The 16,818-nt window shown below is 66.2% G+C and carries 17 protein-coding genes; 14 read left to right on the top strand and 3 right to left on the bottom strand.

Translation table 11 applies throughout. The features are described from left to right. Positions 1-50: 50 nt before the first annotated feature. Positions 51-305: a GlsB/YeaQ/YmgE family stress response membrane protein gene (locus tag WG908_RS04645; RefSeq protein WP_340185410.1), complete on the top strand. Its 255-nt coding sequence runs from the start codon at positions 51-53 to the stop codon at positions 303-305. A gap of 65 nt (positions 306-370) precedes the next feature. Here WG908_RS04645 and WG908_RS04650 read toward each other — a convergent pair whose 3' ends face one another. Further along, positions 371-619, bottom strand: a complete 249-nt coding sequence (locus tag WG908_RS04650; protein ID WP_445326661.1) for a GlsB/YeaQ/YmgE family stress response membrane protein — start codon at positions 617-619, stop codon at positions 371-373. Between the two features lie 163 nt (positions 620-782). Here WG908_RS04650 and WG908_RS04655 point away from each other — a divergent pair, with 163 nt between their 5' ends. The 13 genes from WG908_RS04655 to ssb all read left to right on the top strand — a co-directional run bounded on the left by WG908_RS04655 (position 783) and on the right by ssb (position 14,938). Next, positions 783-1,982 (top strand): efflux RND transporter periplasmic adaptor subunit, encoded by a 1,200-nt coding sequence (locus WG908_RS04655; protein WP_340185411.1) that lies wholly within the window; start codon positions 783-785, stop codon positions 1,980-1,982. Positions 1,983-2,049: 67 nt separating this feature from the next. Further along, complete coding sequence (locus WG908_RS04660; protein WP_340185412.1) at positions 2,050-5,229, top strand: efflux RND transporter permease subunit; 3,180 nt, start codon at positions 2,050-2,052, stop codon at positions 5,227-5,229. A gap of 94 nt (positions 5,230-5,323) precedes the next feature. Next, positions 5,324-6,562, top strand: a complete 1,239-nt coding sequence (locus WG908_RS04665) for a DUF445 domain-containing protein (RefSeq protein WP_340185725.1) — start codon at positions 5,324-5,326, stop codon at positions 6,560-6,562. Between the two features lie 115 nt (positions 6,563-6,677). Further along, positions 6,678-7,349 carry an energy transducer TonB gene (locus WG908_RS04670; protein WP_340185413.1) on the top strand — a complete coding sequence of 224 codons (672 nt, stop codon included), beginning with the start codon at positions 6,678-6,680 and terminating at the stop codon, positions 7,347-7,349. A gap of 146 nt (positions 7,350-7,495) precedes the next feature. Then, positions 7,496-7,993: a hypothetical protein gene (locus WG908_RS04675; protein WP_340185414.1), complete on the top strand. Its 498-nt coding sequence runs from the start codon at positions 7,496-7,498 to the stop codon at positions 7,991-7,993. Positions 7,994-8,043: 50 nt separating this feature from the next. Then, the gene (ribD, locus tag WG908_RS04680; RefSeq protein ID WP_340185415.1) at positions 8,044-8,997 is read left to right on the top strand and encodes a bifunctional diaminohydroxyphosphoribosylaminopyrimidine deaminase/5-amino-6-(5-phosphoribosylamino)uracil reductase RibD; all 954 of its coding nucleotides are present in this window, start codon (positions 8,044-8,046) and stop codon (positions 8,995-8,997) included. A 36-nt stretch (positions 8,998-9,033) separates the two neighbouring features. Beyond that, positions 9,034-9,648: a riboflavin synthase gene (locus tag WG908_RS04685; RefSeq protein ID WP_340185416.1), complete on the top strand. Its 615-nt coding sequence runs from the start codon at positions 9,034-9,036 to the stop codon at positions 9,646-9,648. 71 nt (positions 9,649-9,719) lie between these two features. Continuing rightward, complete coding sequence (gene ribB, locus WG908_RS04690; protein WP_340185417.1) at positions 9,720-11,000, top strand: 3,4-dihydroxy-2-butanone-4-phosphate synthase; 1,281 nt, start codon at positions 9,720-9,722, stop codon at positions 10,998-11,000. A gap of 11 nt (positions 11,001-11,011) precedes the next feature. Further along, positions 11,012-11,431 (top strand): 6,7-dimethyl-8-ribityllumazine synthase, encoded by a 420-nt coding sequence (gene ribH, locus WG908_RS04695; RefSeq protein WP_340185418.1) that lies wholly within the window; start codon positions 11,012-11,014, stop codon positions 11,429-11,431. A gap of 66 nt (positions 11,432-11,497) precedes the next feature. Further along, complete coding sequence (locus tag WG908_RS04700) at positions 11,498-12,157, top strand: COQ9 family protein (protein WP_340185419.1); 660 nt, start codon at positions 11,498-11,500, stop codon at positions 12,155-12,157. Between the two features lie 73 nt (positions 12,158-12,230). Next, the gene (locus WG908_RS04705) at positions 12,231-12,488 is read left to right on the top strand and encodes a FeoA family protein (RefSeq protein ID WP_340185420.1); all 258 of its coding nucleotides are present in this window, start codon (positions 12,231-12,233) and stop codon (positions 12,486-12,488) included. Then, positions 12,485-14,359, top strand: coding sequence for a ferrous iron transporter B (feoB, locus tag WG908_RS04710; protein ID WP_340185421.1), 1,875 nt, complete (start codon positions 12,485-12,487; stop codon positions 14,357-14,359). Before WG908_RS04705 ends, feoB begins: the two co-directional genes overlap by 4 nt. Positions 14,360-14,386: 27 nt before the next feature. After that, a complete protein-coding gene (gene ssb / locus WG908_RS04715; RefSeq protein ID WP_340185422.1) occupies positions 14,387-14,938 on the top strand; it encodes a single-stranded DNA-binding protein in 552 nt (183 codons plus the stop codon). 298 nt (positions 14,939-15,236) lie between these two features. On the opposite strand, the gene WG908_RS04720 is transcribed toward ssb, so the two are convergent. Continuing rightward, on the bottom strand, positions 15,237-16,118 hold the full coding sequence (locus tag WG908_RS04720) for a UTP--glucose-1-phosphate uridylyltransferase (protein ID WP_340185423.1): 882 nt from the start codon (positions 16,116-16,118) through the stop codon (positions 15,237-15,239). Between the two features lie 105 nt (positions 16,119-16,223). Further along, positions 16,224-16,685, bottom strand: a complete 462-nt coding sequence (locus WG908_RS04725; RefSeq protein WP_340185424.1) for a hypothetical protein — start codon at positions 16,683-16,685, stop codon at positions 16,224-16,226. Positions 16,686-16,818: the final 133 nt, after the last annotated feature.

The raw sequence follows: 16,818 nt of genomic DNA on the forward strand, positions 1-16,818 counted from the left end.
CGTTGATGCATCAGCTAACCCGCTGGGGGTGCTGGCAAGGAGTGAACGTCATGGGTATCATTTTGTGGTTGGTTGTAGGTGGTGTCATTGGCTGGCTCGCCAGCATGGTCATGCGCACGGATGCGCAGCAGGGCATTCTGCTCAACATCGTCGTCGGCATCGTCGGCGCCTTCCTGGGCGGCCTGATCTTCAGCGGCGGTTCGATCAACGACGGTCTGACGCTGTACAGCTTCCTGGTGTCGCTGGTCGGTGCGATCATCCTGCTCGCCATCGTCAACCTGGTGCGTCGCGGTTCCGTCCGCTAACGGCCTGGCGCCATGATCCAAAAGGCCTCGCCGGCATCCGGCGGGGCCTTTTTAACGGGTCCGGTTCAGTTGCGTCGCGCAAACAGGCGATAGGCCGCCAGGATGGCGACCGCGCCCAGGATCGCGGCGATCAGGCCCGCGCTTTCCCCCGCGCGATACAATCCGGCCAATCGCCCGACGAACCCGGCCAGCATGGCGCCGGCGATGCCCAGCAACAGGGTGACGATGCATCCGCCGGGATCGTGCCCCGGCATGATCAGCTTGGCGATCGCGCCCGCGATCAGGCCGATCGCGATCCATTGCAGCATCTCCACGCATCTGGCTCCTTCGACCCTGTTTCGCCGATAGCGCCACAGTGCGGCCGCTTTGGCAAGCGCTTCGCGCCTTTGCCGGTCGATTGGGGCTTGAGCCAAGTGATCTATTTATATAATACAGCTGCGACTTGGCGGCCCGGCTGCCGGAAACGATCGGATCGGCATGAACTACGAAACGCATTTCGCCGGCGATGCGCCTCTTGGCGAGGCCGGCGAAGATGGGACCGGCAGCGCGGATGCCAGCGTTATGGGCGATAGCCGCCGGCGCAAGCGCATCGGCATCGCCATTCTGGCTGCGGTCGCGGTGGCTATCGCGCTCTGGATCGCGCTTCGCGACACGACGCCCGCCGCGCCCGCGGACGCCACCGCTCAGGCGCCCGTCGTCACCGTCATCAGCCCCGGCCGTGCATCGGTCGACCGCGTCGTCACGGCAACGGGCACGATCGCCGCAAGGGTCGACATGCCGATTGGTATCGTCGGCGAAGGCGGCGGCGTCACTCGCGTCCTGGTTCAGCCGGGCGACTGGGTGGGCGCGGGCCAGGTTCTGGCGGTGGTCGAACGCTCGGTCCAGGCCGAACAGGTCCGCGCGCTCGCCGCGCAGGTCGAATCCGCGCGCGCCGACGCGAAACTGGCGCAGGCCCAGCTTGCCCGCGCCCAGGCGCTGGTCGGCCGTGGCTTCATCAGCCAGGCCGACATCGACCAGCGCACCGCCACCCGCGACGCCGCGGTGGCGCGCGTCAATGTCGCCATCGCCCAGTTGGGCGAACAGCGGGCGCGAACCGGGCGACTGGACATTCGCGCGCCCGCCGCCGGCCTCGTGCTGACCCGCGCGGTCGAACCGGGGCAGGTCGTGGGCAGCGGCAGCGGCGTGCTGTTCCGGGTGGCCAAGGGCGGAGAGATGGAAATGCTGGCGCAGGTCAGCGAAGGCGATCTTCAGACGTTGCGGGTCGGTAACCGCGCGACGGTCACGCCGGTCGGCGGCACCGATCGGATCGCGGGTCGGGTGTGGCAGGTCGCGCCGGTGGTCGACATGCAAAACCGTCAGGGCCTGGTGCGGATCGCCATCCCCTACGCCCGCGCGGTTCGACCGGGCGGCTTTGCGTCGGCGACGATGGTCAGCGGTTCGGGCGAAGCGCCGCTGTTGCCCGAATCCGCGGTGCAAAGCGATGCCAAGGGCAATTATGTGTTCATCGTCAATGGCAAGGACATGGCCGAGCGGCGCGATGTCACCGTGGGCCAGGTGTCGGATGCCGGGGTTTCGATCCTGTCGGGCCTGACCGGTCGTGAACGGATCGTGGCGTCGGCGGGCGCATTCCTCACGCCCGGCCAGAAGGTGAAGCCGGAAATGGCGAAAGCGCCCTGAGCGCTTCATCCTTTCCGGCGGCGATGATGCAACAGGCCCGGCATGACCGGACAGAAGGACGCGGCTGATGGACTTTCGCAACATATCCGCCTGGGCGATCCGCAATCCGGTCGCGCCTCTGGTGATTTTCGTCGCGCTGTTGCTCGCCGGTATCGTCAGCTTCAATCGCCTCGACATCAACCAGCAGCCCGACGTCAGCTTTCCGATGGTCAGCGTCATCGTCAATCAGCCGGGCGCGGCGCCCACCGAACTGGAAACGCAGGTCACCCAGCGCATCGAGGCGGCGGTCCGGGCGATCAGCGGCGTCGACGCCATCACGTCCTTCGCCTCGGAAGGCCAGTCGCTCACCAACGTCGAATTCCAGATCGGGACCCCGGTGGACCGCGCGGTCAGCGACGTCAAGAATGCCGTCGATCAGATTCGCAGCGACCTGCCCGAAGGCATATTGGAACCACAGGTGCGCCGCGTCGATATCGATGGCGGGCCGATCGCCTATTACAGCGCCGAAGCCACCGACATGACGCTGGAGGAACTGTCCTGGTATGTCGACAATACCGTCGCCAAGCGGCTGCTGTCGGTGCCGGGCATGGCGGCGGTCAATCGTGGTGGCGGGGTCAGCCGCGAAATCCGGGTGATCCTCGATCCGGCCAAGCTGCAATCATTCGGCATCACCGCCGCGCAGGTGAACCAGCAGATGCAGCAGGTCAATCTGAACGCGGCCGGCGGCCGGACCGAAATCGCCGGCGCCGAACAGTCGATCCGCGTGCTGGGCAATGCCAGCAACGCCTTTCAACTGGGCCAGACCCGGATCGCCATCGCCGGCGGCCGCACGGTCAAGCTGGCCGACATCGCCACCGTGCGCGACCTGTTCGCCGAACAGCGCTCGGTGGCGCTGATGAACGGGCGGCAAGTCACCAGCTTCAGCATGGAAAAGGCCAAGGGCTCGTCCGACGTCACCGTTTTCGACGAAGCGATGAAGGTGCTGGACAAGCTCCAGAAGGAAAACCCCAAGGTCCGTTTCAAACAGCTCTACAACAGCGTCGATTATACCAAGAGCCAATATCATTCCGCGATCGTGGCGATGGTCGAGGGCGCGGTGCTGGCTGTGGTCATCGTCTTCCTGTTCCTGCGCGACTGGCGCGCGACGATGATTTCGGCGCTGGCCATTCCCTTGTCGGCGATCCCGACCTTCTGGTTCATGGACCTGATGGGCTTCACCCTCAACATGACCTCGCTGCTCGCGCTCAGCCTGGTCGCGGGCGTGCTGGTCGACGACGCCATCGTGGAGATCGAGAATATCGTGCGCCACATGCGCATGGGCAAATCCGCCTATCAGGCGTCGATCGACGCAGCCGACGAAATCGGCCTCGCGGTGCTGGCGACGACGATGGCGATCGTCGCGGTGTTCCTGCCGGTGGCGTTCATGCCCGGCATAGCGGGGCAATTCTTCATCCAGTTCGGCATGACCATCGTCGTCGCGGTGTTGCTCAGCCTGGGCGTCGCGCGCCTGATCACGCCGATGGTGGCGGCCTATTTTCTCAAGGCGCATGGGGAAGCGAGCCATGGCGAGGGCTGGCTGATGGATCGCTACATGGCGGTGTTGCACTGGTCGCTGGATCAGCGGCGCGCCATTGCCCGGCGGGCGGCGGGCGGCTGGCGGCGGCGCACCGCGCTGCTGTTCGACCATCGGCTGTGGACCGCGGGCATAGGCGCTGCATCCTTCGTCGCGATGCTGATCGCCTTTTCTACGCTGCCGATGACCTTCAACCCCACGACCAACACCGATTTCAGCCAGGTGAAGATCGAAACCGTGCCGGGCAGCACGCTGGCCCAGACCACCGCGATCACGCGCAGGGTCGCGGACATGCTGGCGGCCGACAAGGATGTGGTGGAAGCGGCCTTTGCCGATATCGAGCCGACCAGCGCCGACATCTTCCTGACGCTCAAAAAGGACCGGCCGATCTCCTCGGTCGATTGGGAGCGGCAGGTCGCGCCCAAATTCCAGACCGTCGCCGACGCCCGCGTCAATTTTCAGTCGCAATCGGGCGGCGGCTTTGGCCGCGACGTCATCATCATGCTGGGCAGCGACGACGCCGCCCTGCTTGAACATACCGCCAACAAGCTGGTGGCCGAAATGTCGGGTATCGCCGAACTGCGCGCGCCGCGCGTGGCGGGGGACATGCAGCGGCCCGAAATCATCATCAAGCCGCGCATGGACCTGGCCGCCAGCCTTGGCGTGACCACCGCCGCGCTCAGCCAGACGATCCGCATCGCCACCATCGGCGCCATCGACCAGGATAGCGCCAAATTCTCGCTGTCCGATCGCCAGATCCCGATCCGCGTGTCGATCGCCGAGGACAGCCGCAAGGACCTGGCCACGATCGAGAACATGCCGGTCCCGACCGTCGATGGCGGATCGGTGCCGCTAAAGGTGGTGGCCGACATCGAATTCGGCGCGGGGCCGACCCAGATCAGGCGCTACAACCAGGTCCGCCGCGTCGTCGTCGGCGCCGATCTGGCGCCCGGCATCGTCACCAGCCAGGCGATGGACAAGATCAACAATCTGCCGACGATGAAGGGCGTGCTGGAAGGCACCATCCGGGGCGTGCAAAAGATCGACGCGGGCGACAGCAAGATCCAGGCCGAAATGATCCAGAACTTCATCGTCGCCACCGTGTCGGGCATATTGCTGGTGCTGGCGGTGCTGGTGCTGCTGTACAAGCGGATCATGCCGCCGTTCGTCAACATGGGTTCGCTGCTGCTGGCGCCGCTGGGCGGCGCGCTGGCGCTGCACATCGCCGGTCACCCGCTCTCCATGCCGGTGTTCATCGGCCTGTTGATGCTGCTTGGCATCGTCGCCAAAAACTCGATCCTGGTGATCGACTTCGCGCTGGAGGAAATCGACAAGGGCGTGCCGAAATTCGATGCCATCATCGACGCCGGGCACAAGCGGGCGCAGCCGATCGTCATGACCACGGTGGCGATGGTGGCGGGCATGGTGCCCACCGCGCTTTCGCTGTCGGGCGATGGCGCGTGGCGCGCACCGATGGGCATCACGGTGATCGGCGGGCTGATCCTGTCCACCATTCTGACGCTGGTGATCGTGCCTGCGACCTTCAGCCTGGCGATCGGCATCGAACAATGGGTCGGGCCGCGCCTTCGCCGGGGCCTGCTCACCTACAAGGCAGGCGATGACCGCCGCCACGCCGCGCCCCATCGCGACGGGCATGGGCAGCCGGCGGAATAATCGACCATATCGCCCCTTCCCCTGAACGAAGCGGCCGCGTAACCGTTGGCGCGACATGACGATCATGCTGCGCGCGAACAGGGACAAGGGGTGGATGGCGGCTGTACCCGCCAATCCCGCTCGGCAGATGCGGATCGTCGCCACCGGCATGCTCATCGCCATGGCAGCCATATTCATCGTCGCCCGCACGCTGTCCCATGTTCATCCCGCCATCGGTTTCGTCCAGGCCTTTGCCGAAGCGGCGATGGTGGGGGGGCTGGCCGACTGGTTCGCGGTCACCGCGCTGTTCCGCCATCCGCTCGGGCTTCCCATCCCCCATACCGCGATCATCCCGCGCAACAAGGACCGCATCGGCGACACGCTGGCGCTGTTCCTGCGCGATAATTTCCTGATCCCCGCCGTCGTTGCCCGGCGGATGCGCGGCGTCGATGTGGCGGGGGCCGCGGGTCGTTTCCTGGCCGGTCCATCGGTCGGCGACGGACGGTTGCGGCAGGGGGCGTCGCGCCTTGCCGCCGACATGCTGGAGGCGCTGGACCAGGAACGGATGGGCGGCATGGTCAAGGGCGCGATCGCGCAGCGGCTGCGCGCCATCCATGTCGGCCCACTGGTCGGCCAGGCGCTCGAAGCGGCGATGCGCGATGGCCGCCATGCTCCGGTGATGGACGGCATCATCCGCTGGGCGGACAAGACGCTGGAGGCCAACGACCATCTGATCCGCCAGATGGTGCATGATCGTGCGGGCAGGGTCATGCGCTGGACCGGGCTTGATGAAAATCTCGCCAATGCGATCATCGACGGCCTGCGCAAGCTGCTGGCGGACATGGCGCAGGATCCCGGCCACAGCCTGCGCCTCAAGGCCGAGGAGGGTATGAGCAAGCTTGCCTTCGACCTCCAGTTCGATCCCGACATGCAAGCGAGGGTCGCAAGGATCCGCGACGAAATTGTCGATAATCCGGCGATGCAGCGCTGGATCGACGGCCTGTGGGAACAGGCGCGCGCGGGGCTTTTGCGGGCGGCGCGCGATCCTGGCGCGGCGATGGCGGGGCGGCTGGGCGATGCGCTGCGCCAGCTTGGCGGCACCTTGCAACAGGATGATCGCCTGCGCCTGCTCATCAACCGTTTCGCCCGGCGCGCCGCGGTCGGCGTTACCGCCAGCTATGGCGGTGCGATCGTCACGCTGGTCAGCGACACGGTGCGCGGCTGGGACGCCAGCACCGTTACCAGCCGCCTTGAAAATGCGGTCGGACGCGACCTGCAATATATCCGCGTCAACGGCACGCTGGTCGGCGGCCTGGTCGGCCTTGCCATCCACGCAGCCGACACCATCCTTTAATCGCTTGCCCGCTGCCCGAATCCTTTGCCCGAAATTCCGTTTCGCCTTCCTTGGATAAAATGATATAACATTCCATACGACGGCAGGAGCCGCGTCGAGAGGATGGAGGATGCAGATGGGCTTTGCACTGGAACATAATGGGTCGCGCTATGGCGGACGAACTCTTTCTCCTGCGGGCGTGGCCGGCGCGATCGCCGTACATGCCACGGTGGTCGCCGTCGCGCTGCTGGTGCCGCGCGCCGTCTATGAACGGGTGCTGCCGCCAACGATCATGGGCCGCAACATCCCGATCGAAGCGCCCCCGCCCGACAATCCGCCCGCAGAGGATGCGCGCGACGAAACGATCCAGCCGCCGCGCGAGCGAACGACCGCGGTCGACCCGGTGGTGCCTTTCGATCTTCCCGACAGCGGTGTCACCGGCAGCGAGGATCGAACGAACGCCACCGATGCCGGAACCGGCGGCAGCGGCGGCGTCATCGTGCCGCTCGATCCGCCGCCGGTGCTGGTCGAACCCGCGATCGACCCGCGCCACGCGGCTGCCTTTCAGCCCGAATATCCCGGCATGATGATTCGACAGGGGGTCGAAGGCAAGGTGACGGTCCGCGTCACCATCGGCGCCGACGGCCGCGTGATCGATGTCGAGCGGCTGGCGGCGACCAGCGAGGCTTTCTGGATCGAAACGCGCCGCCACGCGCTGCGCAAATGGCGGTTCCGCCCGGCGACCCGCGATGGCGTCGCCGTCGGCGGGACCAAGGTGCTGACCGTCCATTTCCGCCTGGAAAACTGACCGTGGAAAGGAACCCGGCGGCACGGGGAGCGCCGCCGGGTCAGGGGAGGGAGCTGGCTCAAAGCCTGCTCCCTTCGGGTCGCAAGGACGTGATGCCGGATTCGCCGGCGTCGCGATGTGATCCAGGTCACTGGGAAGGCAGGTTCATGAACATTCGCGGTCGTTTTGCATCCGGGGACGGACTGGCCTATATTCCGCCCATGGCGATCTTTCCCCGTCCCGTTTCCCCCAAAAGCGCGCTTGGCGACCTGTGGGGCTATTTCCGCGAACAACGGCCGCACAAATGGCCGGCGCTCGGTGTGTCGATGGCGATCACCTGGGTGATCGTCTGGACCTTCATCACCGACGCGAACACCAATACGATGCCGACCCGCAACAAGATCTTCTATGTCCAGAGCTGGAACGCGGATCGCTCGGACGCGGCGATCATCCTCCAGCAGAAGATGGACCTCGCCCGGCGTGAGGTCCTGCTGCAAAAGCGGCAGAAGGACATGCAGGGCGTCGCCGACCTGTTCGGCATCGACTGGCGACAGGAAGAAGCGCGCAACAGCGCCCGGCGCAAGGAGGCGCTGGCCGCGATCAACGCCCAGCTCGACAGTCGCCTCGCCAAGGCGAAACAAGCCGAGGGAGCGCCTCAGCCCTGAAGCACCCTGCGCCGGAAAATGCCTCCGATCCCGCCGCCGATCACCGCTACATGGCGGCGGCCATCGCGCTGTCGCGACGCGGACGGGGCCTTTCCACACCCAATCCCAATGTCGGTTGCCTCATCGTGCGCGACGGATGCGTCGTCGGGCGCGGCTGGACCCAGAAGGGCGGGCGTCCCCATGCGGAGGCCCAGGCGCTGGATCAGGCGATGGACCGGGCGCGCGGGGGCACCGCCTATGTCACGCTGGAACCTTGCTTTCATCTCAGCCCGCGCGGCCCGCGCTGTGCCGATCTGCTGGCGCGCGCGGGCCTAGCGCGGGTGGTGATCGCGCTGCGCGATCCCGATCCGCGCACCGATGGGCAGGGCGCCGCGCATCTGCGCGGTCAGGGGGTTGCGGTCGACATGGGATTGCTCGCGCAGGATGCCGCGGCGGCGATGGCGGGATTCGTCATGCGGCAAACGCGCGGGCGGCCCCATGTGACGCTGAAACTGGGCCTTTCTCTCGATGGCCGGATCGCTTTGTCCGACGGGTCCAGCCGTTGGATCACCGGCCCGCAGGCGCGCGCGCACGCGCATATGGAACGCGCGATGCACGACGCTATTCTGGTCGGCGCCGGCACCTTGCGCGCCGACGCGCCGCGCCTCGACGTGCGGCTGGCGGGCCTGGAGGCGCGCTCGCCGCGCCGGCTGGCGCTGACCGGCGGCGATCTGCCCGATGGCTGGGGCCGCATTTCAGCGCCCCAGGACATATCGACGCTCGACCGCGTCGATCATCTGCTGGTGGAGGGCGGCGCGGACACCGCCGCCGCTTTCCTGCGGGCCGGCCTGGTCGACCGGCTGCTGCTGTATCGCGCGCCCATCCTGATCGGCGCGGGGCTTGGCGGCATCGGCGATATCGGCCTGGCCGATCTTGCCGACGCGCACGGCCGTTGGCGGCTGGTCGACGAACGGCGGTTGGGCGAGGACAGGCTGGAGGTTTACGCGGCTGCGCCGAGCGCCTAGATCGACCGTTCAGCTTCGTTCGGGATATCTTCTTCCATGTTCACTGGCATCATTACCGACATCGGCACCGTCCGCACCGCGGAACAGCGCGGCGACCTGCGGCTGGTGATCGGCTGTGGCTATGATCTCGAAACCGTCGCGATCGGCGCGTCGATCGCCTGTTCCGGCGCGTGCCTGACCGTCGTGGAAAAGGGGGCGGACTGGTTCGCGGTCGACCTGTCGGGCGAAACCGTGGCGCGCACGGCGCCGGGCCTGTGGGTCGTGGGGGGCAGGCTCAATCTGGAACGCGCGCTCAAGGTTGGCGACGAACTGGGCGGCCATATCGTCACCGGCCATGTCGACGGCATCGGGCGCCTGGTGTCCGCCAGTGCCGACGGCGATTCGACCAGGCTGGTGATCGCCGCTCCCGTCGCGCTCGCGCCTGCGCTGGCGGCCAAGGGGTCGATCACGCTCGACGGCATCTCGCTGACCGTCAACACGGTTGACGACCAGCCCGATGGATCGGTGCATTTCGGCCTCAACATCATTCCCCACACCATCGTCGCGACCACCCTGAACGACCTGCGCGAGGGCCGCGCCTTCAATCTGGAGATTGACGTGCTGGCCCGCTATCTCGACCGGATGCAGAGCCTTCGCAACCGCACAATGTGATGAGCATTGCCAGGATCACATTATAATGTGATAATGCGCTCTGATCCCGCCATCGGGAAGGAGTATCGTTCATGTCATCCGCGCTTATCGATTCGGTCCGTTCGCTCATCACCGATGGCGGCATGTCCCGCTCGGGCCTCGCGCGCGCCGCCGGCCTGCACGCCAACAGCCTGCGCAAGCTGGGCGAGGGCGACTGGAACCCGACCGCCGATACGCTCGGCAAGCTCGAATCCTATCTGCTCAGGCGCGAAGGCGGCACTGCGCTGGCCAGTCCCGAAGAGATCATCAACGAAGCGCGCAATGGCCGCATGTTCATCCTGGTCGATGACGAGGATCGCGAAAATGAAGGCGACCTGGTCATCCCCGCGCAGATGGCGACCCCCGATGCGATCAATTTCATGGCGACGCATGGCCGCGGCCTCATCTGTCTCGCCCTGACGCGGGATCGGGTCGACGAACTTGGCCTCGGCCTTATGAGCCGCAACAACGGCACCCGCCACGAAACCGCCTTCACCGTGTCGATAGAGGCGCGCGAAGGCGTCACCACCGGCATCAGCGCCGCCGACCGCGCCCGCACCATCTCGGTCGCGATCGACGGATCGAAAAGCAAGGCCGACATCGTCACCCCCGGTCATGTCTTCCCGCTGGTGGCCAGGGACGGCGGCGTGCTCGTCCGCACCGGCCACACCGAAGCGGCGGTGGACGTCGCCCGCCTCGCCGGTCTCAACCCCTCGGGCGTGATCTGCGAGGTGATGAAGGACGACGGCACCATGGCGCGCCTCGACGACCTCATCCCCTTTGCCCAGAAGCACAAGATGAAGATCGGCACGATCCGCGACCTCATCGCCTATCGCCGCCGTCACGACCATATGGTCGAACGTCGCGCCGAAAGCAGCTTTCACAGCAAATGGGGTGGCGAATGGAAAGTGATCTGCTTCTACAACCGCGCGACCCACGCTGAACAGATGGTGCTGCAAAAGGGCCATATCCTGCCCGACCAGCCGACGCTGGTGCGGATGCACCAGATGTCGCTGTTCGACGATGTCTATGGCGCGGTCGGCCCGCGCGGCGACATGCTCGCCAGGTCCATGGAAATGATCGACCGGGAAGGCGCGGGCCTTATCGTCGTGCTCAGCAGCACGTCGGAAGATTTCGTCAGCCGCTCGCTGGAGCGGCGCGGCGACCGGGCGGGCAGCGGCATGGATGAACTGCGCGACTATGGCGTGGGCGCGCAGATTCTCGCGGAACTGGGCGTGCACGACATGATCCTGCTGACCAACAGTCATCACAGCCTCATCGCGCTTGACGGTTACGACCTCGCCGTGGTTGGGCAGCGGCCAGTCGAATTCTGAAGGGAAACCCCATGGCCAAGTTTCTGATCGTCGAGGCGCGCTTCTACGACCATCTCAACGATCTGCTGATCGAGGGGGCGACCGCCGCGCTGGACGATGCCGGTCACAAATATGACGTCGTCACCGTACCCGGCGCGCTCGAAATTCCGGGCGCGATCGCGATGGCGGCTGAAAGCGGCCGTTATGACGGCTTCATCGCCATCGGCGTCGTCATTCGCGGCGAAACCTATCATTTCGAAGTGGTGTCGAACGAAAGCGCGCGCGGCCTGATGGCGCTCAGCATGGACGGCATCGCCATCGGCAACGGCATCCTGACCGTGGAAAACGAAGCGCAGGCGCTCGCCCGCGCGCGCATGGCCGAAAAGGACAAGGGCGGGGAAGCGGCGAAGGCCGCCATCGCCATGCTTGCCCTGCGCGAGCGCTTTTCCTGAAGCCTGTCCGCGCCGGCGCGGTGCTGATGCTTGTGCGCCCGGCAGCTCGCGCCTAATATCGCGCCCATGACCCTGCCCCCCGATCCGACGCTCGACGAGATCGCCGCCGCGCTCGCGCCGCGGCTGCCCCTCCACGCCGCCTTCGACGGCTGGCGCGACCTGGCGGTCGAGCGCGCCGCCGCCGATCTGGGCGTGGACCCCGACATCGCCCGCCTCGCGTTCAAGGGCGGCGCGGTGGCGATGATCGACGCCTGGTTCGCCAGCATTGACGCGCGGATGCTCGAATCGCTGCCGGCGCGGCAACTGGCCGCGATGCCCGTTCGCCAGCGCATCGTCGCGCTCATCGAAGCGCGCCTTGCCCTGCTCGCCCCGGATCGCGAGGCGTTACGCCGCGCCATCGCTATCCTCGCCATGCCGCCCAATCTGGCGCGCGCCGCCAGGCTGGGCTGGCGCGCCGCCGACATGATGTGGCGCGCGGCCGGCGACACCGCGACCGACTATAATCATTATACCAAGCGCACGACGCTCGCCGCCATCTACGGCGCGACCCTGATCGCCTTTCTGGATGACGAGAGCGAAGGCCATGCCGACAGCCGCGCGTTCCTCGCCCGCCGCATCGACGGGCTGATGCGCTTTGAAAAGGCCAAGGCGCAACTGTTCAACAGCGGCGGCGAGCGGCTCAGCCTGTCGCGCTTCGTCGGCCGCTTGCGCTATCCGATCGTCTGATCCCGATTGGCGCTGGCCTTTGCTCGCCGGTATTGATAGTCACTCGCAGTAACCCTGACCCGAGTGCCCTTCCTTGCGCCTTTCCGACCTGCCGTTGCGCCAACCCGCCTATATCGACGTGATCGACTGGGACCTGCTGTCGTCCAGCGAGGGCCAGAGGCTGCGTGAATTCGGCCTTTGCGAAGGCGCGAGCGTCGAAGCGCTGCACCATGGCGGGCTGCTGGGACGCGGGCCGATCGCCTGCCGCGTGGGTCGCATGACCATCGCCATGCGCCGCGCCCATGCCGCCGCCGTCACCGTCCGCACCGGGCCGCAGGACATGGAGGCATGACCGTCATGCCGCTGGTGGCGCTGGTCGGCAATCCCAATGCCGGCAAGAGCGCACTGTTCAACGCGCTTACCGGCGCGCGGCAGAAACTCGGCAATTATCCGGGCGTCACGGTGGAGCGCAAGGCAGGCCGCCTTGCGCTCGGCGATGGCCGGCCGGTCGAACTGGTCGACCTGCCGGGCACCTACAGCCTGCATCCGGCCAGCCCCGATGAACAGGTCACGCGCGACTTCGTGCTTGGCCGCCAGGCCGGGGAAAGGCTCCCCGACGCGCTCGTGATCGTGGTCGATGCCGCCAATCTCGACAATCACCTGCGCTTCGCGCTCGAACTGATCGCGCTCGGCCTGCCGACGGTGGTGGCGCTCAACATGGTCGATCTGGCCACCCGCGACGGGCTGGAACTGGACCCTGCGATCCTGGCGCGGGAACTGGGCGTGCCCGTCATCCCCACCGTCGCGGTGCGAAAGCGCGGCCTCGATCATCTGCGCGCCGAACTGGAAACATTGCTCGGCGCTGCCGCGCCCGCGACCCGGCCGATCGCGCATGAACTGGATTTCGATACCGTGCGCGCCGATGCGCGCCGCATCGCGCGGGCGACCATCGTGCGCGAAACCCCCTCGCGCCGCCTGACATTGGCGGTGGACCGGGTGGCGCTGCACCCGGTCTTCGGCCTGCTGCTGCTGCTGGCACTGTTGTTCGTGATGTTCCAGGCCGTCTATGCCTGGTCCGAAGCCCCGATCGCGATGATCGAAGGGGCGGCGCAAGCGATCAGCGGCCTTGTCTCCGACACCCTGCCCGATGGCATCCTCCGTTCCTTCCTGGTCGATGGCGTTATCAACGGCGTCGGCTCGGTGGTGGTGTTCCTGCCCCAGATCCTCATTCTCTTCTTTTTCATCCTGATACTGGAAGCGACCGGCTACATGGTTCGCGCCGCTTTTCTGATGGACGGGCTGATGGCCAGGGTCGGCCTGTCGGGCCGCGCTTTCATTCCGCTATTGTCCTCCTTTGCCTGCGCCATCCCCGGCATCATGGCCACCCGCACGATCGCCGATCCGCGCGACCGGCTGACCACCATCCTCATCGCGCCACTGATGACCTGTTCGGCCCGGCTGCCGGTCTATGCGGTCATCATCGGCGCGTTCATTCCCGCGCGCGATGTCGGCCAGATTTTCGGGGGCTTTGGCATCGGGCTTCAGGGGCTGGTGCTGTTCATCCTCTATATCGCCGGCATCGTCGGCGCGCTGGTCGTGGCGCTGGTGCTGCGGTTGACCGTGACCAAGGGTGCCAGCGGCGGCTTCCTGATGGAAATGCCCAAATATCAATGGCCCCGGCCGCAGGACCTGATGATCGGCCTGTGGCAGCGCGCGGTCATTTTCCTCAAGCGCGCCGGGACCATCATCTTCACCTCCACCGTGATCCTGTGGCTGCTGTTGAGCTTTCCGCGGGTGCCCCAGGGCAGCGACCTGAGCCAGGTCGATCATTCGATCGCCGGGCGAATCGCCGGCGGGCTCAATGTGATTCTCGAACCCATCGGCTTCAACCGCGACATTTCGCTCGCGCTGATTCCGGCGATGGCGGCGCGCGAAGTCGCGGTCTCCGCGCTTGCCACCGTCTATTCGATCGATGCGGGCGACGATGAAGCGAAGCTGGAGCGCAGCCTGGGGGATCGCCTCAAGGATCGCTGGCCGCTGCCGACCGCGCTCGCCTTCCTCGCCTGGTTCGTGTTCGCGCCGCAATGCATATCGACCATCGCCGTCACCCGGCGCGAAACCAACGGCTGGAAATGGCCCCTGTTCATGACGGCCTATCTCTTCGCCCTTGCCTATATCGCCGCAGGGATAACCTTCTGGACGGCCACCGCAGCGGGCTTATAAGAGCCGCTTTCATGCTGCGGAGGAATCATGGCTGGCTCGGTCAACAAGGTCATTTTGGTCGGCAATCTGGGCGCTGATCCTGAGGTCAAGAGCTTCCAGAATGGCGGCAAGGTGTGCAACCTGCGCATCGCCACGTCCGAAAGCTGGAAGGATCGCAATTCGGGCGAAAAGAAAGAGCGGACCGAGTGGCACACCGTCGCGATCTTTTCCGAAGGACTGGTCGGTGTGGCGGAACGCTTCCTGCGCAAGGGGTCGAAAGTCTATATCGAGGGCCAGTTGCGCACCCGCAAATGGCAGGACCAGTCGGGCAATGACCGCTATTCCACCGAAGTCGTGCTCCAGGGTCTCGGCTCCGTGCTGACCATGCTCGACGGCGCGCCCGGCGGCGGCGGCCAGGGCGGCGGCGGCCGGTCGCAGGGCGTTTCCGACTGGGGCGGCGGATCGGGCGGCTTCGATGGTGGCGATGCCCATGGCGGCGGCGGCTTTGGCGGCGGCCGCTCGTCGGGTGGCGCGGCATCCGGGGCGGGGCGCGGCGGTCCCAATTTCGACAACGACCTGGACGACGAAGTCCCGTTCTGAACGGGGCCGATCTTGCTGAAGCAGATCGCGCTATAGAACACCCCTCCTCCCCGCGCAGGCGGGGCGGAACCGATAGCCACTTCCCGCTGACGGCAGGGCTATCGGATATGAAACTTTCCCTCCTTCATCGTCACCCTGAACCTGTTTCAGGGTCCATTTTTCGTCAATTGCGGCGGCTGTGGCGGCACGATGGATGCTGAAATACATTCAGCATGATGTCGCAGAGGAGGCGGAAGGCCATATGCGAGTGCGGAGGGATCGGCGAGGGGGCACGTCAAGCGTGGCCCGTCCCCTCTGTCTACCCCCGCGCCAGCTCCGCCTGGGCAAAGGCGCGGATCTGGTCGCGCAGTTCCTCGCGTTCCAGCGCCAGCGCGAAATTCGCTTCGATATAGCCCGCCTTCGAACCGCAATCGAACCGGCGGCCATCGAATGTCAGCCCATGGAACGGCTGGGCGCCGATCATCGCCGCCATCGCATCGGTCAACTGGATCTCGCCGCCCGCGCCTTTTTCCTGCGTTTCCAATATCTTCATGACTTCGGGTTGCAGGATGTAGCGGCCCGGCAGGATCAGGTTGGACGGCGCGGTGCCGGGCGCGGGCTTTTCCACCAGCCCCCTGACCTGCGTCAGCGGCCCGTCGCGCGTGCCCGGATCGATGACGCCATAGCTGGGCGTCTCCTCGATCGGCACTTCCAGCGCGCAGACCATGTTGCCGCCGACCTGTTGATAGGCCGCGACCATCTGCTTCATGCAGCCATTGTCCTTGCCGCCGCGCATGAACTCGTCGGGCAGCAGGATGGCGAACGGCTCGTCGCCGACGATGTCGCGCGCGCACCATATCGCATGGCCCAGGCCCAGCGGTTCCTGCTGGCGGATGAAGATCGCATGGCCCGGCGCCAGTCGCGTGCCCTCCAGCGCCGACAGGTCCTTGCCCCGCTCGCGCTGCGTCGCTTCGGCTTCGAACGCAATGTCGAAATAATCCTCGATCGCGCCCTTGCCCCGGCCGGTGATGAAGATCATCTGCTCGATCCCCGCCTCCAGCGCTTCGTCCACCGCATATTGGATCAGCGGTCGGTCGACCACCGGCAGCAATTCCTTGGGAACTGCCTTGGTCGCTGGCAGGAAACGGGTGCCAAGGCCGGCTACCGGGAAAATGGCCTTGCGGATCGGCTTGTGAGTCATGATGCTCCAGTCGCTTGCGGGTTCAGGCGCAGGCGCGGACATCGCGACTGTACGGGCAAAGGTCAAGGGGCGGGCAAAGCCGCGCGCACCGGCCGCCAGCCGCGATCATACCTCCAGCAGGCGATTGCCGACATCTTCGAGCGCGGCGATCTCGCCGTCCAGCTGGTCGAGCGAGACGTGCAGCCGGTTGTTGCGCTGGTCGCGGCAGGCAAAACCGCCAGGTTCAGGCTCGTGGAAACCGCCGATGATCAGCTGGCGAAAGCGGTCGATCCGCTGCATGTCGGCCTCGATCGCCGCGATTTCGTGCAGCGCGCCGGCGTTGCGCCGGTCGCGCATCGCGACCATCGTGCGCAGCTCGGTCATCAGCTTGGCCATCGTCGGGCGCGCGCGCGAACCCACCGTGCGGACGTCGCCCATCGCTTCGCGCAGCATCGTGATCTTGGCTTCCAGCCGCTGCTCCAGCATGCTCCAGGCGCAGATGATGCGGCCGACGCCGCACAGCAGGGCCGCGTCCTGCGGCGTGTAATCGGCTACCGGCTTCATGCTGATGTCGTAGGTCATGTTCATGGATGCGCCCCATATCTTGTCCGCCCTCGCACCCATGTCACATTCGGCGCGGATCGGGCCAGCCGGGGCCTGCCGGCGCTCGCGGGTGCAGCACGCCGTGGCGGCAAATGTGCAAAAGGGGCGACGAACGGAA

Origin of the sequence: Sphingobium anseongense, assembly GCF_037725245.1 — a bacterium.
Lineage (GTDB): Bacteria > Pseudomonadota > Alphaproteobacteria > Sphingomonadales > Sphingomonadaceae > Sphingobium.